The organism is Microbulbifer maximicatervae (SeqCode) (assembly GCF_056232625.1).
In genome coordinates this window covers 4,933,800-4,960,485 of the sequence record NZ_CP174324.1, presented here as the reverse complement: position 1 = coordinate 4,960,485, position 26,686 = coordinate 4,933,800, and the positions used below count along the sequence as shown (strand labels likewise).

Sequence of the window (26,686 nt, the reverse complement as noted above, 5' to 3'; positions counted from 1 at the left end):
CCTTTTTCATAAAGAGCCACTTCTAAGTCAGCTGGATAAATAACGTTTAGCAAACTTCTCGTCCACTTTTGATAAATCAACAACGACCAGCCCATCCACAGCATCACAAAAATCCGGGTCAATATTAAAGGCGTGGAAACTGGTTCCTCCCGTTTTAGTAACAGAGGCATACTTTTTAAATAGGGGAGGTAGCATAACGCCCTCCTCACGCAAAATATGCTTCAATTGACGCATATCTGACACCGAATCCCCAAGTAATTCAGGCAGTTCAGATTGTGCTTCCGGAAATGGCAGTCGAGCATCCCCCAAGGAGTTTTCAGGAGCAAAATAATGGGAAAAATAGCGCACAATAACGGACTTCGCTCTCACGGAAAATGTACCGGGCATAGACACCGGGCCAAATAGGTAGCGTACCTTATTGCGCAATACCCACTGCCCAATAGCACACCAGAGCAGGTCTAACCCGCGCCCTCTCCAATATTCCGGCAGTAGGAAGCTACGCCCTAGCTCAGCAGAATCTGGCAGGCACTGCCGAGGAGGCTGCGGGTAATTAAATAGCGTACTGCTGTATATCTGATCATCCGAGAGCGCCTCGGTCGCTGCTATGCGGTAAGCTCCTGCAATCTGTCGATTTTCTGCATCCCACAACAATAGATGGTCGTAATGAGCATCAAACGCATCCCAATCCCGGCTCTGGCCGGTCCCTTCCCCCACTGAGCGAAAGGCTATCTCCCTCACTCTAGCCAATTCCCGCATGACGGGGCAATCTGCTTTTTGCCGATACAAACGCACAGAAAAATTACCCAGTTCAGAGAGTGATACACAGGACTCAACCACTCGCGCCACATCGGCTTTTGGCTCAGCTTCAACAATTAATTCCGGCCCCAGAGGGGCGGGCGAACGATGTAACTGGTAGACATGTTTACGCCACAGAGCAGCCTTGGCGCGGGGTGTTAGCGGCCAGCTACGAAAGTGTTCCGCTTCCAAGGGACGTCCTATACGAATATCGATACTGCGGCTGGCCTGTTTAAACATCTCCCTAATCAACCATAAAGTCGAGAGGGGCTTGTTCAACATGGAGAGGCCATAGAACCACCAGGAATTCCTCCCTAAAACCTGCACCGGCAATATCGGCGCATTGGTTTTTTCCGCAAAACGGGCAAAGCCTGAATTCCAGCGTCCATCCCGAACCCCATGGGGGGTGAGCCTGGATACTTCTCCCGCCGGGAAAATAATAATCGCTCCCCCGTCACCTAAATGGCTATAGATACCTTCAATATCGGCTCGACGGGTACGCCCATTAAAGTTATCTACGGGCAATAAACAGGGGCGCAGGGATTTTATGTTCCATAATAATTGGCTTGCGACAGCTCGAACATCTTTCCGTACCCGCGCTACCATATCGATCAGAGCGAGACCATCCAGGCTTCCTAAGGGGTGATTAGACACAATCACCAGCGGCCCACTAGTGGGAACCCGAGCCAACTCTGATGGATTTAATTCGTAGCGAAAATTCAAGTCATCGAATACTTGGCGAATAAAATCCAGGCCGCCAAGGTGGGGGTAACTGCTGGTAAATTCCTGTAGCTGCTCCTCACAACAGATTTTCTTTACTGTGGCAGAAACCAATTTTCGCGTGGTTTTTTGTGGTGCCGCGCTGTACCAGGCGTTTTTCTGCAAAAGAGTCTCAAGATGAATCATGCCGCAACCACCTCTGTCATTATGCTGGCAATTTTTGGAGTCCGATACCAATGTAAAAGATCTAAATTGCCATCCTGTTGTTCTACAACCGCACTCATAGAGTCGACCCAATCACCACAATTCGCATAGGTCACAGCATCCCCACACACTGTTTTATTTCTAAGGGCAGGCCTATGGATATGGCCACAAATAACACCATCGAACCCCCGCGATATCGCTTCACGGGTGGCGACATCCTCAAAATCACTCATCATTTGTCGAGCGGCACCCACACGATTTTTTATTTGGCTGGCCAGCGACCACCAAGGCTTGTTAAACCGATTGCGCCAATAATTGATCCAGCGATTAAAGCGCAGCATCAGGTAATAACTGCGATCGCCGATATGGTAACTGATTGGATTTATTTTAATTCGGTGTTCAAACTGATCGCCGTGGGTTACCCAAAAGCGGCGCCCATTAGAAGCAGTGTGGATATAGTCTTTTTCAATTCGGATATTGCCGAGCCGCTTTCCGGCCCAGCTGCGCATTGGCGCGTCGTGATTTCCAGGAATATAAATGACTTCAGGCGTCAGGCTACTTAATTCGGAAAGCATTTCCAGTAGCAGCGAAGAGGCCTGACACCATGTACCTCGTCCTTGAGCGAGTGCCTGCATATCAAAAATATCCCCAACCAGATAGACCGTATCGGCGCGATTCTGAGCCAGAAAATCTGCAAGTCGATGGGGCTCACTGTCTCTGCTGCCCAAATGGACATCGGAAATCCACAGTGCGCGATAGCGATTGCTCATAGCAAAGTTCCAGTCTGTACCAGTTATCAGCCCATAAAAATCAGGGCAGATACGCGGCAAAAATATAGGTCGTCGCTTGAGCTAACTTGAGAAAAATCGATAAATCCGTATTTGCTCTCTTGCTAGCAAATTGAGATCAACTAAATACAGAACGGCGTTGATCGTCAGCGCAACCACTTTGCAGCGATTTGATGACAGTCAGGAGGATTTTTATTGAAGCTTATATTGCAGAGGAAAAAAAGGTGCAGCGGATGATTTTGGCGCTAAAAACCGGGCATAGAGCCCGGCCTGATTCAGAGTAAAAATAAAGCTCACTCTGTGTCCTGGGGATGACGGATAGGCGGGGCAAAAGGAAACTTGGCAACTTTGTCACCCTTTACTTCAACAATCTTGCCGGTGCCCTCTTTTTCCACTTCATCGATACGCACGATGCTGTGCATCGGAATATAGGAACGGGTTACCGAAGCAAATTCGGTTTTCAGCTTTTCCTCACTGGGATCGACCACAAGCTGAGCCTTTTCCCCAAATACAAACTCCTCCACCTCGATAAAGCCGTACATATCACTTTGATAGATGGCCCGAGCGTAGAGTTCGTACACTTGGTTTTGATTGTGGAAAATAACTTTATAAATCGGGTTGGCCATAAGTCTCTCAGGATGGGGATGACCCCGAAGCTCAAATTGATCAAAGAACGGGCAAAGCCCGAAAAAGCGCGCAAGAATAGCACAGGTTCGCAACAGCTAATATAGCCATCTATGCAGTGCCGGGTCGTATCGCTATAATGCCCCACCCTAATTGTTGACCAGTTTTTAACCAGGCGCGATATGTCCGAAACATCGGTGAAAAAGCTATATATTAAGACCCACGGCTGCCAAATGAATGAGTACGATTCCGCGAGGATGCGCGATCTGCTCGGCGAGTCCCACGACATGGTACCTACCGACGATCCCGACGAGGCGGATGTACTATTGGTCAACACCTGTTCTATCCGCGAGAAAGCCCAGGAAAAGCTGTTCCACCAGCTGGGCCGTTGGAAGCACCTGAAGGAAAAAAATCCCGACCTGGTGATTGGTGTTGGCGGCTGTGTAGCCAGTCAGGAAGGCGAGGCGATTGCCAAGCGCGCACCCCATGTAGACTTGATCTTTGGTCCCCAGACCCTGCATCGCCTGCCGGAGATGATGGAGACCAAAGAGCAAAAAAGCGGCGCAGTTATCGTCGATGTGAGCTTCCCAGAGATCGAGAAGTTTGATCGCCTGCCCCAGCCAGAGGCCGACGGCGCCACCGCATTTGTCTCTATTATGGAAGGCTGCTCCAAGTACTGTACTTTCTGCGTGGTTCCCTACACCCGTGGCGAAGAAGTCAGCCGCCCTGTGGCCGATGTACTCGAAGAGATCGCCCATCTGGCAGACCAGGGTGTCCGCGAGGTGAACCTGCTTGGGCAAAACGTAAACGCCTACCGCGCTACGGGAGAAGATGGCCACGAAGTAGATTTCGCCGAGCTGATCACTTATGTGGCAGCGATCGATGGCATCGACCGTATCCGCTATACCACCTCTCACCCGGTAGAGTTCTCCGATGCGCTGATCGATGTCTACGGACAGGTGCCAGAACTGGTTAGTCACCTTCACCTGCCCGTACAGAGTGGCTCCGACCGCATTCTGATGGCAATGAAACGCGGCCACACCGCCCTGGAGTACAAATCCAAGATCCGCCGCTTGAAGAAAATTCGCCCGGATATCTGCCTGTCTTCAGACTTTATTATCGGCTTCCCCGGCGAAACTGACAGGGACTTTGAAGCGACCATGAACCTGATCCAGGACGTGGGCTTCGATATCTCCTTCAGCTTTATATACTCCCCTCGCCCAGGCACTCCGGCTGCCGACTTGGCCGATGACACCCCGGAAGAGGTGAAAAAGCAGCGCCTACAGCTGCTGCAAGCGCGGATTAACCAGCAGGCTGCAGCTATTGCCCGCCGCATGGTTGGCAACACTGAGCGTGTGCTGGTAACCGGCGTTTCCAAAAAGGACCCCGGACAGCTGCAAGGCCGCACCGAGAACAACCGGGTAGTCAACTTCCGTGCGGACGATCTCGCCCTGATCGGCAAATTTGCCGATGTTGTGATTGAAGAGGCCCTGCCAAACTCCCTGCGCGGTACTTTAGTCACATCTGAGCTGGAAGAAGATCTGTTCTAAGACTTTGTGATTACCTCAAATAGCGGCAAGATGTACTTCGAAAGCACATCCTGCCGCCAAATTAGGCTCAACTTACCCCCCAAATTACGCCCCGTAATTAAAATCAGGTAAAGTTAGAACCTATTTGTAGGAATCACCTCTTTCCCCTTTAGGGAAAATGGGTATACCCTAGCAATATAACCCCTGGATTAAAGGTGCCGGAAACCAATTTGGAAACACAAACCCTCGCCCACAGCATCACTCTCGAGCCCAACGACGCACGCCGTCTCGCCAATCTCTGCGGTCAGTTCGACCAACACCTACGCCAAATAGAACAGCGCCTGGATATCGAAATTCGAAATCGCGGCAACCGGTTTTCATTTTTCGGCGATGCCACATCGGCGCGTGCCGCTGGCGAACTACTCAGTAGGCTCTACAAGGAAACCGGTACCAAGGACTATCTCACTCCAGATGAGATTCACCTGGCTCTGCAGCAAGCGGGGGTTGAAGAACTCACCGGCCAAGATGGTAGCGGTGATTCCAACGAAGCTGACCAAGTAGTACTGATTCGCACTAAGAAGTGCTCGGTACGCCCCAGAGGGCTCAATCAGCGTAAATACGTTCGCGCTGTGCAGACCAATGATATCAATTTCGGTATCGGACCCGCCGGTACCGGTAAAACTTATCTGGCGGTAGCCTGTGCTGTGGAGTCTCTGCTCAAGGATGAAGTTGAGCGAATCCTCCTGGTCCGCCCCGCCGTTGAAGCCGGCGAGAAATTGGGTTTCCTGCCCGGTGACTTGAGCCAAAAGGTAGACCCTTACCTCCGCCCACTCTACGACGCCCTCTACGAAATGCTCGGTTTTGAAACTGTTGGCAAGCTGATCGAACGCAACGTTATCGAAGTGGCTCCCCTTGCCTATATGCGCGGGCGCACCCTGAACAATGCCTTTGTTATTCTCGATGAGAGCCAAAATACCACCCGCGAGCAGATGAAAATGTTCCTCACGCGGATTGGCTTTGGCTCCACCGCCGTAATTACCGGTGACCCCAGCCAGGTCGACCTGCCCCGTGGCCAAGCTTCCGGTTTGCGCCATGCTGTTGGAGTACTGGGGCGAGTTAATGGAATCAGCTTTACCCACTTTGGAGCCAAGGATGTGGTTCGCCACCCCCTCGTGCAGCGCATTGTGGAGGCCTACGATATTCATGAAGCTGAGCTGGAAATGGCCTCAGCAGATCGAATTTCCAATAAAGCCGATGAGAATGCCGCTTAGAGTCCGCACCTGAGTTATGACTGATTTAACACTCGATGTGCAGCGGGTCAGCCGCTGCCACGACATCCCTTCCGATGAGGCTATCAGCAACTGGGTATCCAAGGCTTTGACCGGCCACCGCAACGAAGCGGAACTGTCGGTGCGAATCGTGGACGAAAGTGAGAGCCAGGAACTTAATCACCAGTACCGAGGCAAGGATAAACCCACTAATGTTTTATCCTTCCCTACCGATTTCCCTGCGGAGCTGGATCTCCCAATGCTTGGAGATCTTGTGATCTGTGCCCCAGTAGTTGAACTGGAAGCGGAGCAACAGAGCAAATCACTATCGGCGCACTGGGCACATATGGTGGTCCATGGCACACTGCACCTTCTAGGTTATGACCATATCGAAGATGCAGACGCTCAGGTTATGGAAAGCCTGGAAACGAAGTTGCTCGCCAACCTCGGCATTGCAGACCCCTACGCCCCACAGGATGAAGTGGGATGATAGCCGCTGTACCACCGAAGTAATGGCAAACTGCTACTGAATTTTATCTACCAACGAGAGAACCCCGGAGCATGGCCACTTCCATGACCACAGACGAGCCCCCAAGTAGTCACTCAGCGAGCAAATCCCGCGCGAGTGAAAAAAGTTGGCTGGAAAAGCTGTTCAGCGCCTTTTCAGCTGAACCCAAGTCTCGCGACGAATTATTGGACATCATTAAGGACGCCGCTGAAAATCAGCTGGTAGATGCTGAAGCGCTCTCTATTATCGAAGGCGCACTGGACGTTTCCAGCCAGCAAGTCCGCGAGATTATGATTCCACGCTCGCAAATGGTTGTGGTAGGCCTTCAAGATAAGCCGGAAGAGTTCCTCCCCAAAATTATTGATTCGGGGCACTCCCGATTCCCTGTCGTCGGCGAAAGTGTTGATGATATACGCGGGATATTGCTCGCCAAAGACCTGCTCCCTCTCCTGTTGAAAGGTTTCGACGGATTTCAGCTCGAAGACCTGATCCGCCCAGCCAATATTATTCCCGAGAGCAAGCGCCTCAATATCCTGCTGCGCGAGTTCCGTGAGAACCGCTACCATATGGCGGTCGTGATAGACGAATACGGCGGTGTATCCGGTGTTGTGACTATCGAAGATATTCTCGAGGAAATTGTCGGTGAAATCGAAGACGAGACCGACGAGGAAGAAGCGGATAGTTATATCCGTAAAGTTGGGGAAAACGATTTTATCGTTAAAGCTCTGACTCCCATTGAAGAGTTCAATGAATTTTTCGAGAGCGCCTTTAGTGATGAAGAATTCGACACTGTCGGCGGTCTTATTATGCAATCATTCGGCCATTTGCCGGGCCGTGACGAAGTCACCCGACTGGGTGACTTTATGTTCCGGGTACTCTATGCAGACAGCCGCCAGATACACCTTTTGCGGGTTGCCCATATGCGCAAACCGCCAGAAGAAGACAGCTGAGTACCGCTCATTACTGCAAGCCTTAATACACTGATACCCTGAGCGAACGGGGTATCCTGACAACAACTTTATGCGCAGATTATTTTCTCCTCTCGCCAGCGTTGTAGCTGGCGGGTTGATGACACTTTCATTTGCCCCATTTAACTATTGGGTATGTGGCCTGCTGTCCCTGACACTATTCGCCTGGATTCTGCTCTCTGCAGCCAAAGGGCAGGTGCTACCAGGTCGCAAAAGCTTCTGGCTCGCCCTCTGCTATGGATTGGGCCTCTTCGCCAGCGGGGCTTCCTGGGTCTACGTTTCGATTACAAATTTTGGCAACTCATCGGTGCCATTAGGACTGGCCCTCACCGGAAGCTTCGTCGCTATTATGGCGCTGCTGTTAGCCGCGCCCTTCTACATTCTGGGCCGCTTCACAGATAATAAATTCAGCTTCGCTCTGGCTTTTGCCGCATTGTGGTTTATCAGTGAATGGCTGCGCAGCTGGGCCTTTACCGGTTTCCCCTGGCTCTTCGCCGGCTATGGCCATACAGAAACCTGGCTAGCGGGCTGGGCGCCGATTTTGAGTGTCTACGGCATAGGCCTGCTATTGGCATTTACCGGCGCAGTGCTGGCCCTGGTTGTCAGTGGCCGCCTATCCCCGCTCAAGCGACACAGCCATATCATTCTACTCACTGCGGCACTGGCCCCCTGGCCAATAGGAGCTGCCCTCTCCCAAGTGGAGTGGACCTCCGCAAAAGGTCCTCTTATCAGCGTTGGGCTGGTGCAGGCTAATATTCCTCAGGAAAAGAAGTGGTTGCCAGAGTTTCGCGGGGAAACTATCAGTCGTTATCAGGAGGGTACTCGCGCCCTTAGCGATCAGGATGTAGACGTTATTATCTGGCCCGAAGCCGCCCTGCCCATGCTCTACGGGCAAGCCCCCAACCTTATGCAGGCGCTGCAACGCAATGCTGAGACTACCAACATCGATTTGATCACCGGTATTCTCTATGACACCCGGGGTTCGGCACAGGAGCGGCCGAGTATTCACAACTCCGCCGCAGTTTTTGGCCAGAGCCCCAGCGTGTATCACAAGCGCCACCTGGTCCCCTTTGGTGAGTATGTACCTCTGGAGGATTTTATTCGGGGCACTATCGAGTTTTTTAATCTCCCCACTTCCTTTATCCGCTCAGGCCCGGACGAACAATCACCACTCAATGCTGCTGGTGCAAGCTGGGCGCCGCTTATCTGCTATGAGATTGTCTATCCCAGGCTGGTTGCCGACTCAGCACTGTCTTCCCAGGTTTTGCTGACCATTAGCAATGATGCATGGTTCGGGACCTCTATTGGCCCCTTACAACATATGCAAATGGCGCAGATGCGCGCTTTGGAAACTGGTCGCTACCTGGTGAGAGGGACAAATACTGGTGTGACGGCAATTGTGGACCCCAAGGGGAGGATTATTAAAAAACTCCCCCAATTCGAGCGCGCGAATATGACCGGGGATATCAGAGCGATGAGTGGCGCCACTCCGTTTATGCTAGCCGGCATCTCATTGGTATTTGCCTTGGCGCTCCCAATGCTGGCCCTGGCCCTGTTTTTACGCCGTAGGGTGGAACCCCAATCCAACTCCCCTCTCAGTGGCGAGCTACCCGATTAAAACAAGCCCTGTGGCCACTCCCTGCCGGGGTGGCCATCGGTAAGCTACCGCCACTGAATATCACTGCTATGCTCCATTCAATTTTCTAGCGAATATAAGGCAAGGTGATTCCCCATGCATTGCTTGATTAGCGGTGGCACCGGGCTTATAGGCAGACTCTTTTGTCGGCGCTGGCTGGAGCGAGGCAATACTATTACGGTATTAAGCCGACATCCGGACAGGGTTCGAAACTTATGTGGCGAATCAGCCAACGCCTGCCGCGATCCCGCAGAGGTAAACCAGCCCGTAGATGTTATTGTGAACCTTGCCGGGGCCCCCATCTCCCGTCGCTGGACAGAAAAATATCGCACTGAGATTCGCAGTTCACGCCTGGACACAACAGAGAAGCTGGTTCACTGGACCCTGGGCCAAAGAGACAAGCCATCCTACTTCTTGTCCGGCTCCGCAATCGGCTATTACGGCAATCGCGGAGGGGAGTTACTGAAAGAAGACAGCGCTCCAGGAGGGGGCTTTGCCGCACAGCTGTGTCGGGACTGGGAGGCCGCCACGCTCCCGTTGCAGCACTCTGGCGTTAAGGTAGGCATTATCCGCACAGCTATCGTTCTCTCCATGCGCGGTGGCGCCCTTCCCCAAATGCTGCCACCATTTCGTCTCGGGCTTGGCGGCCCCATGGGCTCGGGCGAGCACTGGATGAGCTGGATTCACGAAGAAGACGAAGTCGGGCTGATATTACACGCCATCGACAATCAACTTTGCCGTCCATTTAACGGAAGTGCACCAGAACCTGTAACCAACAACAGCTTTGCCAGGATCCTGGCCAAAGAGCTGCATCGCCCGGCGTTTTTACGCTTGCCGGCCTGGGCTTTAAAGATAGCTTTTGGAGAGATGGCTGATGAATTACTGCTAGCCAGTGATAGGGTCGAGCCCTGTACAGCACTGGAAACCGGCTATACCTTCCAATTTCCAACTCTAGAGCAAGCCCTCTCAGACCTGCTCAAGGGTGACGGCGCTGCCACTAAAGCCAGCGTCTAAACAAATGAATTTAAGCGGCGGCCATATCGCTTTCGAGTGCCTGGGCTAAGTAGCGTCGGCTAGATTCACTGGTCACCAGGTCGCCATGGCACTCCATTGGCGCAGAACCCACCCATTGGGCATGCCAGCGATACCAATGGGACTCCTCGGCTTTTGAACGCAGCTCGATAAACTCCACTTCGGCGGGAGCAAAACCGAACTCCCGAACAATCTGCCCGGCAAAGGTCTCAAAATTTTTACTGAGTTGGGCGCCGCTATCGCCACCAGCACACAGAAAAACCAGTGTGCGGCCATCTTGCTCAACCCGCTTGAAGCCAATCCAAACAGCCCGGTTTAACCGGTTATGTAACTGTATCGGAGAGAAAGAAAGTGGGATGCCCTTCATCATAAGGTTATCTCGATTATTGTTATGTTTCTTATCCACAGCCGCTACTCCATATAAAAAGATAATCAATGGGTATGTCCTGTGGCGCCAGTCATCCTAAGCCCGGTACAACTAGCAATCAAGAGCTCTCAAACATTTGGGCTCGACGCCTGATCCCTCAAATCCTGTAGGCCTCTGAGATTACATTTATCAAAAAGTTCCTTATCCATCCTCAACATTTTCTGATGGACGGTAGCGAACTCCACCGATACCAGATCCGTGCCAGTATTTCCCGCCAGTAGACCTGGGTCCTTAGCAGGGAGACAGCATTGGGCAGCCAGCGCCCCACACCTGTTTGAGCGCGGGGCATCAACTCTCCGGCACTCCCAACCGGCAGGGGCTGTACCTCTAAGCCAGCGCGGGAAAAAATTTCCGCTGCGCGAGGCATATGCCACCAGTGAGTGGCCAAAAAAACCGACCTCACGTTAGCACTGTGCAAAATATCAGCACTATTTACTGCATTCTCTGCAGTAGTACGACTGCAATCTTCACGCCAAGTGACCGGAGTGGAAAACTCCTCCTCCAACAACGCAGCCATTAAATCAGACTCTGCCAGCCGCTCTCCGCTGTGAACCCGACCGCCAGATACCAGAATCGGTAAGTCTTCTGGTGCTTGCTCGACAGCACCGGCAACTCTTTCGAGACTCGCCGCAGAGAGTCTCTCCCTATTCGAATACCTATCGCGATAACGCCCTGCACCAAGGATCACAACGGCCTCAGGCCTTATATGGGGTTGATAAGGTACCTTGCCCAATCGATCCCCAAGCCAGGATGAGAATGCCGGGGTCGCCCCTAACCAAAGCACACAAAAGGAAATCATAGCCAAGGGTAGAGAGCATCTCTCAAGCAGGGACCCGGATGAAGAGAATCGCAAAAGGAATGCAACCAGCAGCCCCAACAATGGGGCTGCTGGAGGCATCAGAAGCGTGGCCGCCGCCGTATAGAGCCCATTCAATACTCGAGACCACCCTCAATCTGACGAAAGCATCCATAACCACACCGGTGGCAGGGGGTAATCTGGGTATTTGCCGGCGGCATAGCTCGGTATCCACAGCCCAAACACTGCAACTCCTCATCCGGCCCTACAAACTCGCCGGCCAAAGCCCAGGGCTTGCCATCTTTGATGCATCGCATTAAGTTTGGCCAGGCGGTTTCTGTGGGGTCCGCCGCATCCAGCAGCCAATCACCGCTGCGCTCCTCTAGGGTCTTCAATTCCCCACCTAGTCCCCGGATATAGTCAGCAGCCCGATGCAGGTCATCTTTCAGCCAAGCGCGCAAAAATGCCATCTTATTGGCGGTGAGATTCTCAACAGCCAGCTCACCTTCGACCAAATCTTCAAAGTCTTCGCGAAACTCATTAATCAGATCGTCCTTCGGCGGCAACTTTGGTTCCTTCGTCACGGTATCCCTCCTATAATCCCGCGTTTACGCATCGTAAAAGATGCACTGGGAGCGAAACTTGATCGCGATCAATCTTTACCGATTGACAAGCGTTCACATCCCCCAATAAACACTGAACAGTTTCCCGCAAATTTTGATCACAGAGTATAGGTCCCGAATCGATGGAAGAGCAGTACAACCCCTCCGCAGTCGAAGCTTCCGCCCAGGAATTCTGGGAGGCCGAGAAGAGCTTTGAAGTAAAGGAAGACGCCGGCAGGGAAAAGTTCTACTGCCTATCCATGTTCCCCTACCCCAGCGGCAAGCTACACATGGGGCATGTGCGCAATTACACCATTACCGATGTAATTACTCGCTATCAGCGCATGCAGGGCAAGAACGTGTTGCACCCGATGGGCTGGGATGCTTTCGGTCTGCCTGCAGAGAATGCGGCCATCCAGAACAAGACCGCTCCAGCCAAATGGACCTATGCCAATATCGAGTACATGAAAGGCCAGCTCAAGGCCCTGGGTTTTGGCTTTGACTGGTCCCGCGAACTGGCCACCTGCCAGCCCACCTACTACCGCTGGGAGCAGTGGTTCTTCACCCGCCTCTACGAAAAAGGCCTGGTCTACAAGAAGAACTCTGCAGTGAACTGGTGCCCCCACGACCAGACCGTACTGGCCAATGAGCAGGTCGAAGATGGCGCCTGCTGGCGCTGTGGCACCACCGTTGAGCGCCGCGAGCTGGCCCAGTGGTTTATCAAGATCACCGATTATGCCGAAGAGCTGCTCGAAGACCTGGACAAACTGCCCGAGTGGCCCGAGCAGGTGCGCACCATGCAGCGCAACTGGATCGGCAAGAGCCGGGGAGTAGAGCTGAGCTTTGCCCTGCCCAAGCCTATTGCGGGCATGGACCACTTCGATGTGTATACCACCCGTCCGGATACACTGATGGGCGTTACCTATGTTTCCCTCGCCGCCGAGCACCCCATCGCTCTGGAGCTTGCCGAGTCCAACCCCGAACTCAAAGCCTTTATCGCCGAGTGCAAAAAGCAGTCCCTGTCCGAAGCCGATATGGCCACGATGGACAAGAAAGGCATGGATACCGGGCTCAAGGCAATTCACCCCATCAGCGGTGAAGAAGTCTCCGTATGGGTGGCCAACTATGTTCTGATGGATTACGGCTCAGGCGCAGTGATGGCAGTACCGGCACACGACCAGCGCGATTGGGAATTTGCACAAAAATACCAGCTGCCTGTTATCCAGGTTATCGAGGCTGCCAACGGCGAGTCTATCGATTTGGAGAAAGAGGCCTATACAGAGAAAGGCAAACTGGTGAATTCCGGCAGTTTTGACGGCCTGGATTTTGATGGCGCCTTTACTGCGATCTCCGAAGCGCTGATTGCTGCAGGTAAGGGGCGGGTTAAGACCAACTACCGCCTGCGCGACTGGGGTGTCTCCCGCCAGCGCTACTGGGGGGCGCCCATCCCCATGTTCAACCTGGCCGACGGCGGAGAAATACCAGTACCCGCAGACAAACTGCCGATCCTGTTGCCGGAAGATGTCGAGCTCGACGGCGTTCAATCACCTATTAAAGCCGATCCCGAATGGCGTAAAGACGAACTCAACGGCACTCCCGTAGAGCGTGAAACCGATACCTTCGACACCTTTATGGAGTCCAGCTGGTACTACGCCCGTTATACCTGTCCCGATTTTGAAGAGGGCATGCTGGACCCGGACCGCGCCAACTACTGGCTGCCTGTGGACCAGTATGTCGGCGGTATTGAACATGCCATCTTGCACCTTCTCTACGCGCGCTTCTTCCACAAGCTGATGCGGGATGAGGGCCTGGTCAATAGCGATGAACCCTTCAAGCAGCTGCTGTGTCAGGGCATGGTGTTAGCCGAATCCTTCTACAAGGAAGAACACGGCCACAAGACCTGGATCAACCCCGCCGATGTGGACGTCGAGCGCGATGACAAGGGCAAGCCGACCAAAGCGATTGAGCGAGCCACCGGCGAAGAGATTATTGCCGGCGGCGTGGTAAAGATGTCCAAGTCCAAGAACAATGGCATAGACCCTCACGCTGCGGTTGAGGAGTACGGTGCCGATACCGTTCGCCTGTTCACCATGTTTGCCGCCCCTCCGGAGCAGACTCTGGAGTGGCACGATGCCGGTGTGGAAGGTGCCAGCCGCTTCCTGCGCAAACTCTGGAAGACCGTTCACGCCCATATTGCAGCGGGCTCCAGTGAAGCACAGATCGACCAGCAGTCCCTCAATGACAAGCAACAGCAGCTGCGCCGCAAAACCCACGAGACCATCCAAAAAGTGGGGGATGACTATGGCCGCCGCCAGACCTTTAATACCGCTATCGCAGCAGTAATGGAATTGCTCAATGAAGTCGGCAAGCTGGCAGATCGCAACAGTGATCAAGGACTGGCTGTAGAGAGAGAAGCCCTACAGACCGCCGTCTTGCTGTTGGCTCCGGTTACTCCTCATATCTGTCACCAACTGTGGCAGGTGCTGGGGAATACCAGTGCCCTAATCGATTCTCCTTGGCCAATGGCAGATGAAAAAGCACTGGTGCGCACCTCGATTACTTTGGTCGTCCAGGTCAATGGCAAGGTACGCGCAAAACTGGATGCGCCTGCTGATGCAGACAAAGAGAGCCTGGAAAAACTCGCCCTCGCCGATGAGAACGTTCAGAAATTTATCGGTGAAGCTACGGTGCGCAAAGTAATTGTCGTACCTGGCAAGCTGGTTAATATTGTCGCCAAGTAAAGACCCGCAATATGATGCCGGGAGTTTCACTCCCGGCTCACTTAAGTCAGCTCGCTGTAGCCGACAAGACCATGGCAAGTAGTTTATGAAAACAATCGCAAATCGAGCCTTTATTTTTCTTCTCGCTATCACTATTGCCGGTTGCGGCTGGCATCTAAGAGGCGCCCCTAAGAATTTTCCTCCCGGTAGTACACTCTATATATCCACAGTAGACCCTCGCAGTGATATCGCAGATCAATTAACTCGACTGCTCAATAATGCGGGTGTGCCTATGGCGGAATCACCTGCAGAAGCTGACTATACACTCATCATTCACCAGGAAACCGAGAGAAAACTAACCGTAGCTGTAGACTCTGAAGGGCGAGCATCTGAATACGAATTAATTACCAGTGCAATCTATAGCGTACGCACAGCTTCAGGCCAAGTCCTCCTAAATAAAGCACAGGCAGATGTTTACCGCACCTTGGAGTGGGATGTCGATGAAATTGTCAGTAAAAGTGAAGAGGAAAATACCTTGCGCGCGGAGATGCAGCGGGAGCTTATTGGGCGCATTATCGATCGCTTACGGCGTATCGATGTGAATGCTTCATTAGAAGAAAAGAGCTACTAGGTTAGTTTTATTAATGCGCGTTAACCCCCATCAATTATCGCAAAATCTAAAAAAGGGCCTATCGCCAATTTTTATTATCACTGGTGATGAGCCCTTAATAGTACAAGAGTGCTGCGATTTAGTCCGCTCAACAGCGAAAAAGCACGGTTTCACCGAGCGAGAACTTATTCACGCAGAGCATAATTTTGACTGGAACACGCTGGTTGCTTCAGCCGGAAATATGTCTCTTTTCGCAGAAAAAAAACTTGTCGAGCTGCGTTTACCCGGAGGTAAACCCGGGGATAAGGGCAGTAAAGCCCTGCAAGAGTTTGCTTCACTGGCGAGTGAAGATCTTTTGCTTTTACTGGTATTACCGAAACTTGATAAATCGCAACTCAACAGCAAATGGGTCAAAGTCCTAGAACAATCAGGAGTACTGGTTCAGGTATGGCCTGTGACGATTCAGGAAATGCCCCGCTGGATCAACCAGCGCCTTGCATCTGCAGGCCTCTCAGCCGAACCAGAAGCAGTACAAATCCTGGCAGAAAGAGTAGAGGGCAACCTGCTTGCCGCAAGCCAGGAGATAGAAAAACTTAAGCTTTCCAGCCCCCGGCAAGAAATCACCCGGGAAATGATGGAGCATAGTGTCACCAGCTCCGCCCGTTACAGTGTTTTTGACCTAATTGACACAGCACTCTCTGGCAACTCAGCCAAAGCAGTCAAAACACTCGACGGATTGAGGGTCGAAGGTATTGAACCACCCATTGTACTTTGGGCAATAGCAAGAGAAATTCGCACTCTTCTCGACATTATGGAAAAACTGGATCAAGGCCAACCTCTAGCGAGATTGGTTCGGCTGCAAAAGCGACAGCCATTGGTCCAAGGAGCCCTACACAGACTAAATAGGAAGCAACTAGAAAGCTTATTAATTCGCGCTCGAGCTATAGATATCTCTATTAAAGGTGGTAGTGGGCAGCAATCTCCATGGACAGGGCTATTAGAGCTGATCCTCAACTTTTCTGGTCAACGGATAATCTAGTCACTTTTTGTTTACCTAAAACCACATTGGCCTCATGAAAAACCGCCCCAAAAGGGCGGTTTTTTCTCATACCTGAAACTTTTCAAGATCAGTTCTGAGTAATGGTAGCCATATTGTTGGCGCCAACTTGCTCAATGCTAGCCATATTTAAGGTACTGGTCTGGTTAACTGTGGCAATGTTTTCATAGCCAGACTGACCAACGTGAGCGAAGTGCTCGGCGCCTGATTGAGCTACGGTTACCAGGTTATCAGCACCAAAATCTTGATGCACTTCAGCCAAGTTCAGCTCCCCAAACTGATCTACATCTACAATATTTGATACACCGGCACTATAACCGTATGTCTCATTACTAATACCAGCCTGGTCAATGTTAACAAGATTCAAATCGCCATACTGACCGAAGTCGGCCACATTAGCATCACCAGTTTGAACAAGATTAGCGCTATTATCATTACCCACTTGATTCATAACACCATAATTGAAGGTTTCGTTCTGGCTGATATTAACAACGTTATTATCTCCAGATTGATAGCCCATTCCCGCATTTCCCAGGCCTTCTTGTAAGACATTAGCTGTATTATTAGCTCCGGCCTGTCCAACGTCTAATAGGTTGAAGTCGCCTCTTTGCATCAAATTAGCATTGTTGGCAGAACCATATTGATAGACTGACCCCACGTTGAAGTCACCTAGCTGACCGCCATAAAACCCATCGGTAGAAGAAAGAACTGCGCTGTTCCAAACACCGTTACTATCGCCTTCTTGGGTGCTGACAAAGTAGTTACCATCACCTTCTTGCTGTAGGAGTCCGGCGTTATCGCTACCCACTTGATACATGTCAGAGTAATTGAAATTAGACCCAAAGAACTGATCTACATGCAGCTGGTTTTCACTACCGATTTGAGCAATATGAGTCGTGTTATACGAACCTTCCCACTGATGAATTACACCGTTGTTTCCCTCACCATCTTGATAAGTAGTTGCCTCACTACCTACTTGGCCATATTCTTGGGTTGTTCTAGCTGAATTACGGTTGCCAATTTGTGTTTGGTCAATGTAGTTGTCATCAGCATTAGATTGAATGGCTCTGGCGTAGTTTGACTCGCCTTCCTGCCACTGGTACGCCGCATTATTGGTAGCTGCTGTCACCTGGATAACATTGGCATCATTGTCATTTCCAAGCTGCACCTGATCACCAAAGTTGTTATCAGCTAGTGCCTGGCTAGAGCCAACAACCAAAGCAATAGCAGCAGCAAGTGTAACCTTTTTCATCTATCAATCTCCCTCGGAATAAAATTATAAATACAAGTAAAAGAGTGCAGTGCTTTAATCGTACTGCACTAGTTGCACCGCATGGTCGTCACCGAACTGAGCGACATAACCAAACAATCCATCACCGTTTTGAATAATGTTTGCGGAATTTCCGTAGCCAACCTGACTGATCAATGCCACGTTACCCACACCACTCTGTATCGCTGTAGCTTGGTTGTAGGCCCCAGACTGCGATATCGCAGCATAATTAGAATCGCCTGTTTGCTGCACTAATGCAGCATTGGATTCACCTCCTTGTATCAGGACGGCCTGGTTATAAAAACCAGACTGGGTAATCTCTGCAACGTTATAATCACCCGTTTGTGAAACCTGAGCCAAGTTGCCCGCAATTGAATCTTTTCTTAGTAAAAGAAGATCCAGGGCCCCCTGCCCCGCAGACAGTTCATCGTGGTTATCCAGATCAGAAGCCCAACACACCGAAAGCGGTAAAACCAGGAACAGAAGTGTAATTACCGTTACTCGTTTCGCTGTAGCAATCACCAACCACCTCTCAATAAAGAACGGTTAACAACTAAAAAAACAACGAGAACAACTATAGGTAAAAAAGAGAAATATTGAATCAGAAGAAAGATTATATTTAATAAAAAAGAATAAGAAGAATATAAGACTTTGGTATTAACTTAGACCACAAGCCCAAAACACACAAAATGCCAACGTAAACCCATTCCATCTAATTACACGCAAAAACATTAAAGCTCACAAATAAAATTTGACAATTAACAAACAAAACCACTCCAGGCCAACCAAACAAATAGAAACATGTATTGCAAAATTTAATATTCTTTAAAAATTTATAATATTTTAACTGGAGTTGCTGCGTATTCGCTAAGTACAGACATAGGGTATTGGCTATTATCTTCTAGCGCCCACAGGTTAGCATTGACCCCCTGTGAAATAAGGTGAATTACCGCTGACTCTATGGCCGAAAGAACACATAACTGAGTAGGATCATTAGTTGTCATACCTGCTTCTATTTCAAGCAATCGCTTATACTCAACAAAAGTGTAAACGTCTCCCTGAACCTGCCTCGACAAAATTTTCTTGCTAGTCAAAACACTACTCAACACCCGACCACTTCGCACATCTACTGCACGTAAATTAACGGTCACTTCATCGACACGATACTGCTCGGAAATACCAATACCAAAGTAACGGGCACCTGCTCCTCCAGTCTTAATATTGGTATCATAACCAACAATCCCACCTTCAAGCATAATGTTTGCTGACATTAGTGAAGGTAAATCGAACACAGGACTTGCAGGGCTATCCTGTTCTTTTATTGCGGCCCTAATTATTTTCCTTTCCGTCAATAGGTTCTGAAGACCCTCTCGCTCAAGCGTTACAAACCACCCAGATTCATTCAGAACCTGAACAAGCATGGCAGCAGCTCCCTGAGTAACCGCTGTCGAAAATGAACTGGAAGGCGCAGGCCGATACTGCCCAGTCTGATCACTAAAACCATAAACAGCTGCGACTATTTTTCCCCTGGGAGCTGGCAAGCTAACCAAATCAGAATAAGTGCTCATTCGGTCTGTCAGCGTTGCCTTTTGTTGACCGGGACCAAATAAAGCTTCTTTTACAGAGCTACACGCACTCAACCCAAAAATAACAGTAAACAACAATATTCTTAACAACATTGCACCACCCCACAAAAACCTAAGCCTATCGATAAAATTTTATTAATTGGTAGGATTGAGACCCACTACCACAATCTCAGATATTTCACCTGTAACAGCATCGGTTATCGTTATTGTTAGCTCACCATCAATATCAACAATATTTACAATGTAATCATCAGTCACCAAAGTCCCGTCATTACCGTTCCCGACATCTGTCAACAACTGTGAAAGCAAGCGAGATTCTAGAGTGTCTGTAAATCTATCCAGGGAAGAAGAATCAGAATAGGGGGAATTCTTAGCATCAGGATCTTTCTTACTGTTCTGCGCGCTAGCATTATTCAACAAATAATTACCATTTAAAGGATTACCCCCGAATGATGGGTTAACTGGCGTATACACCAACTCCGTTGCAAACACTGAACAAGAAAAAATACAAATAGCTACCGCGCAAATATATTTCATTATATTTCATCCCCCGCCAAATCAATATTTTGAGATAACAGCTCCTGTAACCGCTGCTGACGTACATTATTATTTATTTGCGATGCTGCCTGCTCGACAACTGCACCGAACTTTCTTCGCCCAGGGTAAATAACCGTCTTAAAAACCTGCTTGCTATCGAAGGTCACCCAAACAACACTACCCCATCTAGCCGACGGCCTTTCATGCACTGTCAGATTGTAATCAAACCCAGTGAAATTAGTCGTGATATAAATAGAAAGAGATCTCGCAAACTCATGGCCGATACCACTTACCGTATTATCAATAACCAGTCCAGTAAGCAGAGACTCCTCTGAGATTTGCTCACCTGTTTCTTGGGCATAACTTTTGTATACGATACATGAAAGTGCAACTGTAAACACAGCTGCACTTATTAATAGTGATTTCATAATATTACAAGTTTTGACTGGCCCAGCTACTTGCTTCTAGGCGATTCTTACAGCCTATTTTTCTATAGATCTTATATAGATGGCTCTTAACAGTATGTTCACTGACACACAAGGCTTCAGCTATATTAGCATTAGTATTACAGTCACAAATCAACTGCAAAATTTGCCGTTCCCGCTGAGTAAGATTTGATACTTTATCGCACCATTTTTTTGGCTTTCTATGCTGCCTAAGGAAGTTATGAAGCACATCTCTTGGGAACCAGTATTCCCCTGAGAATATCCTCCCTAACCTCTCCATAATGACTTTTGCTTCGCACTCAGAGGGTATTAATCCCAAGACTTTTTCCCAGTGAAGAACAAAATCAATATCCGATTTCTGACCTACATTGATCAATACGATATTTGGTGGACTGGGCAGGGAGTGTATTTCCCTTAAGAGTAATTCAAGCTCTGAAGCAGAGACATCGGCACAATCAAGAAGGAGGTATTCAGCCTTAATGCCACTCAGCGATGAAAGTGTCGAGCGCTGCAAAATAGCGCAAGTAGTCTTAAACTCATCTTCAATTCGCCCGGCAAATATTGAGGATTGTAGATTGACGCATGCGGTTAAAAAGGCAACTGTAATCCCTGTCTTTTCTGACTTAGGGCTAACAACCTTTAGCGGTGCATAATCCTTATGCAAATTCATCTGGGTTCCCCCAATGTGCAGTCCTTTTATGTTTAAGCCTGTTACCAGGCTAACTATTTTTTAAGTTTCCGCGCTCATCTTATGCTGTGAGCTAAATCTATTCGATCAACCCAATGACTTCAACCGGTAGTGATCTAGATATCAAAAATTCAATCTTAAGTGTGCCAACTTGGTTCCCTCATACCATTTAGTAATACTAAGGTATCATAGAAAGGTGAACCGAAAAGAAAAATTCACATGCTTTGGTATAGATTCTCCCAGCAAACAAGAACTCATAAATATCAATTTTTTTATACTGGTCCACAGTATTATTAAATTTATTTTGATCAATTTTAGATAAAAAAAAACCTTAGCTAAAATGAGGTGACAAACATCAAACTATTCAAGAGCTACAGTAGATAAACTGAAAAAACAGTATTCGATAGCAATTAAATATAAATTTCATTTCATTACTTTAAAACCATATTTGATCGAGTAAACATTACCCTCAAATCAAAACATACAGCCCTGCAAATAAAAGCAACAAAATAACTGCCCACAATCAAACAGCTTAAATAGTAATCAAGGAAAGCTTGTTTTATGCTCATATTCAGCTATTTCTTGAATTATTACCTTTAGTTAATTGGTAAAATTGTACAAAGTAAGTCGCTACACCAATTGAAATCTCAAGTCCTTTAGGTGAAGTTATGAACAGTCAAAACTATGTGCCAGATTACAAATCCACATATCAAGTTAGCAATCAGCCTCGCCCACTTACTGGTCATAACCTCTATATTGCTGATCAGGCGTTAAAGGAAGCCGTACATATTAATGGGGCCCATTGGGCTGAAGATGACCTGGAGCGGTATGGGGAGGTGTGTGGCAGGCCAGAAATGATTGAGCGGGGTTATGCTGCCAATGAATTTAAACCTATCTTCGAAAGTCATGATCGTTCTGGCCACCGCATTGATTTGGTTCGATACCACCCCTCTTATCACCAGCTAATGCAGCTGGCACTTTCAGAAGGTTTACACAGCTCTCCCTGGACCGCCCCACGCGCAGGTGCCCACGTGGCCAGAGCTGCAAAAAATTACTTGCACACTCAGCTTGAAGCCGGTCACGGGTGTCCTATCACTATGACCTTCGCCTCAGTACCCACTATCGAGCTAAACTCTGAAATCGCCAGTGAATGGGTACCCAAAATAACCAGCCGCACTTACGATGGAAGTAATCGCCCATATTTTGAAAAAAACTCATTGACGATCGGTATGGGCATGACCGAAAAACAAGGGGGCTCAGATGTCAGGGCAAATACCACCGCTGCAATTCCCCTCGCCGATGGAACCTATGAATTATTAGGGCACAAATGGTTTATGTCCGCCCCTATGTGCGATGCCTTTTTAATTCTTGCCCAGGCGCCCGGCGGCTTATCCTGCTTCTTGGTTCCAAGATGGAGGCCGGATGGATCGAAGAACCAGCTGGAGATTCAACGCCTGAAGACAAAGTGTGGCAATGTCTCCAATGCTTCTTCAGAAGTTGAGATACGCGGCGCATTGGGCTGGCTAATCGGCGAAGAAGGGCGTGGGGTCAGCGCCATCATCAAGATGGTAGCGATTACGCGGTTTGATTGCATGATGGGCTCATCTGCAGGGCAGCGGCAAGCTGTTATCCAGGCAATATACAACGCTAGTGAGCGTAAAGCATTTGGCAAAAAGCTGATTGATCAACCACTGATGCAAAATGTACTTGCCGACCTTCAATTGGAGGTGGAAGGCTCAATTGCCTTTACCATGCGCATAGCCAGAGCAATGGATCAAGAGGGCAGCGAACACGAGAAGATGCTACTCAGGCTCGGGGCCGCGGTGGGAAAATACTGGATATGCAAACGCAGTCCCCATCACGCCTATGAGGCTATGGAGTGCCTGGGAGGCAATGGAGCTATTGAAAACTTTATTACGGCACGGCTGTACCGAGATGCTCCGATAAATGCAATCTGGGAGGGCTCAGGGAACATTCAAGCGATGGACGTGTTACGTGCCATCACTAAAACCCCTGCAGTAATTAGCCACTGGTTTGATGAGTTAAACATTAGTCGAGGCATAAACACACAATTTGATACGGCAGTCGACAAGTTAAGAAACGATCTTTCCGACCTAAATCAATTTGAATACCGTGCACGTCATATTATTGATCAAATGGCCCTGACCATGCAGGCGCACCTTCTGCTACAGGGGAGTAGCCCTTGTGTAACTGATGCCTTTATCAAATCAAGAATAGGGATTAACGGCACACACAATACTGGAAGCCTACCCACCGGGATTGACATCGCCACTATTCTGGAGCGGGGAAACCCTCTTATAACTTAAGATACGATAACAGCTACTATCGCGCCTATTTCACGCTGATCGCTACCAGGGTATAAGACTTCCATCCCATGATAGTAATTTTCCGGTGTCTGACGATGCCAGTTGGCTCAAGACATCTACAATACGATTCGCGCTTAATTCAGGGGTGTAGAGTTTATCTGGGGGCAAATTAGACTGAAAAGGTTTGGATAGTGAAGTATCTGTCGTACCCGGGTGAATCGCTACCACACAACTTTCCTCCAGTTTCCGCGCCCACTCAATAGACAGATTCTTAACCAGCATATTTAATGCGGCCTTACTACACCGGTAGCTGTACCAGCCACCGAGCTGGTTATCCGTGATACTTCCCACCTTTGCCGAAAGCGACGCCCACAACAAAGGGCGTCTGCGCTTCAAGAATCCATCTAGTGCGCGCGCTAAATGTAAATGGGAAAGTACGTTGACCTGAATCGACTGCAATAGCCAGTGATCATCACATTGCGATAGGGACTTCTCCGGTCCGTGGAACTCATCATGTAAAATGCCACAGCAGTTGATTACCCAACCTGGAGGCTCAGAATGTTCGGCCAAAAAATTTTCAACAATATCGATGGACTCGGCTTGCTCTAAACAAACGGATAAATGGTGTCGCTCACCGACATGGCCAGGAATCATATCAACTGTGATTCGACTCAAGGTCAATAATGTAACTTGAGGATAGCGCCGAATAATTTCGGCGCCAATAGCCTGCGCTATGCCACCGGAAGCACCGGCTATCAACACAGATTGTGGACTTTCGAGCATACCGGCCTCCATGCCGGATTGTGGAGTTTTACTATTTTCCTTTCTTTTTCTCTCCAGAAGACTGCACTTTCTCAGCTTTGCCCTTGGAGGCTTCCTTAACGACCCTTAGCATCGGCTCATCAGAGCGGAAAATAAGACCGTGAATTTCTGTCGTATTCTGCCCCTGAAGTAGCTGCTGCAAAAACTGTACTATTTGGGCTGAAATTTCCTGCCCCGGCACAAGGACCGGAATACCTGGCGGATAGGGAACAATTTCATCTGCACTGGTCCGACCAACCAGATTCTCAATAGCTTCTGTGCCATTATCCATCAGCGGCAATTCTTCTGCTTCCGAAAAATAAGCATCTGCCGGTAGACATGTAAAACGGGTAAATTCTGGCAAACGCCTCGGCGACCCGATATGAATACGCTTGTGAGTATTTCCTGCCAATTGCTTAAGAGCATGAATCAAGCGAAGTAATTTGCTCTCTGTACTACCGAGGGTTACAAGTACAGTAATGGTATTGTAGGTAGTCTTTTCCACCTGGATGCCATACTGATCAAACAATTTAATCTGCATTTCATTGCCAGAGTAACCACTCTTGGAAATATCAATAGTCACCTTGGTGGGATCAAGGCGAATGTTATCACTGGCAAGTGGATCAGCAATCAAGTCATCACGTGTTAGCGCGCGGAACACACCTGTCTCATTGACGGCATTACGTAAAATTTCCACCATCTTTAGACATTGCTTCAAACGACCATACCCCTCCATCGCCATTTGTTTACGCGCCACATCTAGGCTCGCAATCATTGCGTACTGAGGACTGGTAGAGGCGTGCATATTCAGGTTTTCGCGAAAACGGAATTCATCAAAGTCCGGGTCTTGCACGTGGATCATACTGGCCTGGGAAAAGGCCGACAGCATTTTGTGGGTGCTTTGGGTCACATAATCCGCCCCACACTCCAGTGCTGTAGGCCGCAACTCGGGATGGAAGAAACCATGGGCAAACCAGGCTTCATCCACTAGCACTTTCACTCCACGCTCATGGGCGTAGTCGATAATTGGCTTAAGGTCGTAACGCAATCCATCATAGGTACAGGAGGTAATTACCAATAGGCGCGCATCACTGTGCTCATCCAGGGCAGCTTCAATATCCGAACGCTTTACCGGCCCGTAAATTCCAAATTCTGGATGCAGTACAGACTTCAGGTAAACCGGCTCACAGCGATTCATCACAATCGCATGGTGAACTGATTTATGACACGCTTGGTCAACGATAATTTTTCCGCCACCACCAAGAATTTGCTGAATAACCACTTTATTTGCGGTAGAGGTGCCGTTGGTCAGGAAAAAGGTATGGCGAGCCCCAAAAGCCTGAGCTGCTAGATCCTGCGCCTCCTGAATAACCGAGTGGGGCTCAAGTAAACTATCTAAAACTTGAACAGAAACAGACAAGTCTGTATTGAAGATATGTTCACCCATAAAGCGATAAAAATCCCCCACCCAGGGACTATTGCGCAAACTGTCACCACCAGAATGGCCAGGTGTATGCCACGCATCCCGAGCTGAGAATACGTATTCTTTCAGAGTGTCGGCAAAAGGAGTCGAAGCTCTTCGAGCAATAAACGCCTGCACCAAGCGGAACATATGGTTGAAATTGCCCTCACGACGATCGAACAACTCATCGAAGCGGCGACGCAAATTTGCCAGGGATTTTGAACCGGATTTGCCCGGCTTGGAGGTTGTTCCAGCAAAACCACTGTGGGCTACGAGGAAGATATTAAGCTGGGAACGCAAAGCGTGAATTCGGTCAGCGATGTCATCTGCAGCATCCAACCCCTGCCCGTCACTGCCACCATCGACAATGACCGCTTGCAGTGAATCCTCTTCTTTTGCCAACCTTTCAGCATCTGCGGGCGTTACGGCTTCAAAGTGAAGGCCAAAAGGATTGTCGTGTACTGCTGCCGTATTATTGAGAGCGGTAATCCACTCATTGGCCAATTTGCTATCAGAACTGACCAGAGCGACCCGGCACTCTAATTCAAGGCTGTTTTCGTTTAGGTTGCCCAACTCAGGCATCTTCAATTCCAAACCCATAATTCTTATCCATCAGCATAGCTTGCAGGTGAGAACAACTTGCTGTATCAATTATTCAACTATTTGATTTTATTAACTTTTATAAGGCCCCCGCGAGTTGCGGTGGCTCTGGAATTCCAGGGCAATAAACACCAGGGGGCAAATACTAATGTAGGAGGGAGGGGAATTCTGCGACTACATTGCATTTGGCGATTTTCGCCAAATGTACCCAGGCATACCAGATCTATTGCCAAGGAAGATAATAAAGTTAGAACTTTGCGCTACGCACAATACCATTAAACGTGAGGCAATCCTCGACCCTGTGACGTTGTACCAGGGATAATTGGTGAAGCGGAAAGTAAGCCCATTGGGAATGTTCATCAGAGAGAATGTAGTCACCCTCTTTAATAAAATGGGCTCGAAAAATAAAAACATGTGAATTGAAAGCGTTGTGGTAGTAGATGCCACTGAGATACTCTATTCGCACTTCTCGTCCAAGCTCCTCATGGCACTCCCGCACCAATGCCTCATGGGCAGTTTCACCCGGGTCTAATGCTCCGCCAGGCAAGCCCCAGCTACGCTCAGCATAAGTCGCTTTCAGCTGCAGTACTTCTCCGCCAGTATTCGTGATTACCGCATGGGCACTCAATCGGTAACTATCATCAAAGGCCATGAACAAACCCTGATAACAAGTCAGGTTAAGAAG

Annotated in this window: 25 protein-coding genes; 10 read left to right on the top strand and 15 right to left on the bottom strand. The window is 49.3% G+C overall.

The window, feature by feature from the left end; all coding sequences use genetic code 11:
• Positions 1–27: 27 nt before the first annotated feature.
• The 3 genes from olsF to ACJJI6_RS21540 all read right to left on the bottom strand — a co-directional run bounded on the left by olsF (position 28) and on the right by ACJJI6_RS21540 (position 3,133).
• Positions 28–1,701, bottom strand: coding sequence for a bifunctional ornithine lipid synthase OlsF (gene olsF, locus ACJJI6_RS21550; protein WP_444915682.1), 1,674 nt, complete (start codon positions 1,699–1,701; stop codon positions 28–30).
• Positions 1,698–2,489: a UDP-2,3-diacylglucosamine diphosphatase gene (locus ACJJI6_RS21545; RefSeq protein ID WP_444896292.1), complete on the bottom strand. Its 792-nt coding sequence runs from the start codon at positions 2,487–2,489 to the stop codon at positions 1,698–1,700. The genes olsF and ACJJI6_RS21545 overlap by 4 nt, the downstream gene beginning before the upstream one ends.
• 311 nt (positions 2,490–2,800) lie before the next feature.
• Positions 2,801–3,133: a DUF1820 family protein gene (locus tag ACJJI6_RS21540; RefSeq protein ID WP_172975496.1), complete on the bottom strand. Its 333-nt coding sequence runs from the start codon at positions 3,131–3,133 to the stop codon at positions 2,801–2,803.
• A gap of 180 nt (positions 3,134–3,313) precedes the next feature.
• Between ACJJI6_RS21540 and miaB the strand changes: the two genes are divergently transcribed.
• The 6 genes from miaB to ACJJI6_RS21510 all read left to right on the top strand — a co-directional run bounded on the left by miaB (position 3,314) and on the right by ACJJI6_RS21510 (position 10,054).
• Entirely contained in the window at positions 3,314–4,681 is a 1,368-nt protein-coding gene (gene miaB, locus ACJJI6_RS21535; RefSeq protein ID WP_413663105.1) for a tRNA (N6-isopentenyl adenosine(37)-C2)-methylthiotransferase MiaB, read from the top strand.
• 194 nt (positions 4,682–4,875) lie between these two features.
• Positions 4,876–5,931 (top strand): PhoH family protein, encoded by a 1,056-nt coding sequence (locus tag ACJJI6_RS21530; protein WP_445362367.1) that lies wholly within the window; start codon positions 4,876–4,878, stop codon positions 5,929–5,931.
• Between the two features lie 16 nt (positions 5,932–5,947).
• On the top strand, positions 5,948–6,418 hold the full coding sequence (gene ybeY / locus ACJJI6_RS21525) for an rRNA maturation RNase YbeY (protein WP_444940901.1): 471 nt from the start codon (positions 5,948–5,950) through the stop codon (positions 6,416–6,418).
• Positions 6,419–6,489: 71 nt separating this feature from the next.
• Positions 6,490–7,386 carry a CorC family transporter gene (locus tag ACJJI6_RS21520; RefSeq protein WP_445355814.1) on the top strand — a complete coding sequence of 299 codons (897 nt, stop codon included), beginning with the start codon at positions 6,490–6,492 and terminating at the stop codon, positions 7,384–7,386.
• A gap of 70 nt (positions 7,387–7,456) precedes the next feature.
• Complete coding sequence (gene lnt, locus ACJJI6_RS21515; RefSeq protein ID WP_475712013.1) at positions 7,457–9,022, top strand: apolipoprotein N-acyltransferase; 1,566 nt, start codon at positions 7,457–7,459, stop codon at positions 9,020–9,022.
• 114 nt (positions 9,023–9,136) lie between these two features.
• Positions 9,137–10,054: a TIGR01777 family oxidoreductase gene (locus tag ACJJI6_RS21510; protein ID WP_475712012.1), complete on the top strand. Its 918-nt coding sequence runs from the start codon at positions 9,137–9,139 to the stop codon at positions 10,052–10,054.
• Between the two features lie 10 nt (positions 10,055–10,064).
• Here the strand turns inward: ACJJI6_RS21510 and ACJJI6_RS21505 are convergent, their stop codons facing one another.
• From ACJJI6_RS21505 to ACJJI6_RS21495, 3 genes are all read right to left on the bottom strand, one after another.
• Positions 10,065–10,478, bottom strand: a complete 414-nt coding sequence (locus ACJJI6_RS21505; protein WP_413663111.1) for a hypothetical protein — start codon at positions 10,476–10,478, stop codon at positions 10,065–10,067.
• A gap of 172 nt (positions 10,479–10,650) precedes the next feature.
• Positions 10,651–11,232, bottom strand: coding sequence for a YdcF family protein (locus ACJJI6_RS21500; protein ID WP_282931508.1), 582 nt, complete (start codon positions 11,230–11,232; stop codon positions 10,651–10,653).
• 197 nt (positions 11,233–11,429) lie between these two features.
• Entirely contained in the window at positions 11,430–11,879 is a 450-nt protein-coding gene (locus tag ACJJI6_RS21495) for a zinc ribbon-containing protein (protein ID WP_444907433.1), read from the bottom strand.
• A gap of 161 nt (positions 11,880–12,040) precedes the next feature.
• Between ACJJI6_RS21495 and leuS the strand changes: the two genes are divergently transcribed.
• The 3 genes from leuS to holA all read left to right on the top strand — a co-directional run bounded on the left by leuS (position 12,041) and on the right by holA (position 16,266).
• On the top strand, positions 12,041–14,638 hold the full coding sequence (leuS, locus tag ACJJI6_RS21490; RefSeq protein WP_475712011.1) for a leucine--tRNA ligase: 2,598 nt from the start codon (positions 12,041–12,043) through the stop codon (positions 14,636–14,638).
• A gap of 85 nt (positions 14,639–14,723) precedes the next feature.
• Positions 14,724–15,248 carry an LPS-assembly lipoprotein LptE gene (locus tag ACJJI6_RS21485; RefSeq protein WP_444907431.1) on the top strand — a complete coding sequence of 175 codons (525 nt, stop codon included), beginning with the start codon at positions 14,724–14,726 and terminating at the stop codon, positions 15,246–15,248.
• A gap of 13 nt (positions 15,249–15,261) precedes the next feature.
• On the top strand, positions 15,262–16,266 hold the full coding sequence (gene holA, locus ACJJI6_RS21480) for a DNA polymerase III subunit delta (protein ID WP_475712010.1): 1,005 nt from the start codon (positions 15,262–15,264) through the stop codon (positions 16,264–16,266).
• An 88-nt stretch (positions 16,267–16,354) separates the two neighbouring features.
• Here holA and ACJJI6_RS21475 read toward each other — a convergent pair whose 3' ends face one another.
• From ACJJI6_RS21475 to ACJJI6_RS21450, 6 genes are all read right to left on the bottom strand, one after another.
• Positions 16,355–17,536, bottom strand: a complete 1,182-nt coding sequence (locus ACJJI6_RS21475) for a hypothetical protein (RefSeq protein WP_444896282.1) — start codon at positions 17,534–17,536, stop codon at positions 16,355–16,357.
• A 54-nt stretch (positions 17,537–17,590) separates the two neighbouring features.
• Positions 17,591–18,076, bottom strand: a complete 486-nt coding sequence (locus ACJJI6_RS21470; RefSeq protein WP_444925765.1) for a hypothetical protein — start codon at positions 18,074–18,076, stop codon at positions 17,591–17,593.
• Positions 18,077–18,387: 311 nt separating this feature from the next.
• Positions 18,388–19,233, bottom strand: a complete 846-nt coding sequence (locus ACJJI6_RS21465) for a CsgG/HfaB family protein (protein WP_444896280.1) — start codon at positions 19,231–19,233, stop codon at positions 18,388–18,390.
• A 42-nt stretch (positions 19,234–19,275) separates the two neighbouring features.
• Positions 19,276–19,677, bottom strand: coding sequence for a curli assembly protein CsgF (locus ACJJI6_RS21460; RefSeq protein ID WP_444896279.1), 402 nt, complete (start codon positions 19,675–19,677; stop codon positions 19,276–19,278).
• Positions 19,677–20,105, bottom strand: coding sequence for a CsgE family curli-type amyloid fiber assembly protein (locus ACJJI6_RS21455; RefSeq protein ID WP_444896278.1), 429 nt, complete (start codon positions 20,103–20,105; stop codon positions 19,677–19,679). The genes ACJJI6_RS21460 and ACJJI6_RS21455 overlap by 1 nt, the downstream gene beginning before the upstream one ends.
• A gap of 4 nt (positions 20,106–20,109) precedes the next feature.
• A complete protein-coding gene (locus tag ACJJI6_RS21450; RefSeq protein ID WP_444896277.1) occupies positions 20,110–20,793 on the bottom strand; it encodes a helix-turn-helix transcriptional regulator in 684 nt (227 codons plus the stop codon).
• A 686-nt stretch (positions 20,794–21,479) separates the two neighbouring features.
• Here ACJJI6_RS21450 and ACJJI6_RS21445 point away from each other — a divergent pair.
• Positions 21,480–23,138, top strand: a complete 1,659-nt coding sequence (locus ACJJI6_RS21445; protein WP_445355810.1) for an acyl-CoA dehydrogenase family protein — start codon at positions 21,480–21,482, stop codon at positions 23,136–23,138.
• A 42-nt stretch (positions 23,139–23,180) separates the two neighbouring features.
• Here ACJJI6_RS21445 and ACJJI6_RS21440 read toward each other — a convergent pair whose 3' ends face one another.
• The 3 genes from ACJJI6_RS21440 to ACJJI6_RS21430 form a co-directional block, all read right to left on the bottom strand.
• Positions 23,181–23,921, bottom strand: a complete 741-nt coding sequence (locus ACJJI6_RS21440) for an SDR family NAD(P)-dependent oxidoreductase (RefSeq protein WP_444934028.1) — start codon at positions 23,919–23,921, stop codon at positions 23,181–23,183.
• A 31-nt stretch (positions 23,922–23,952) separates the two neighbouring features.
• A complete protein-coding gene (locus ACJJI6_RS21435; protein WP_475712009.1) occupies positions 23,953–26,001 on the bottom strand; it encodes an aminotransferase class I/II-fold pyridoxal phosphate-dependent enzyme in 2,049 nt (682 codons plus the stop codon).
• A 247-nt stretch (positions 26,002–26,248) separates the two neighbouring features.
• The gene (locus ACJJI6_RS21430) at positions 26,249–26,653 is read right to left on the bottom strand and encodes an NUDIX hydrolase (protein ID WP_445355808.1); all 405 of its coding nucleotides are present in this window, start codon (positions 26,651–26,653) and stop codon (positions 26,249–26,251) included.
• Positions 26,654–26,686 lie beyond the last annotated feature (33 nt).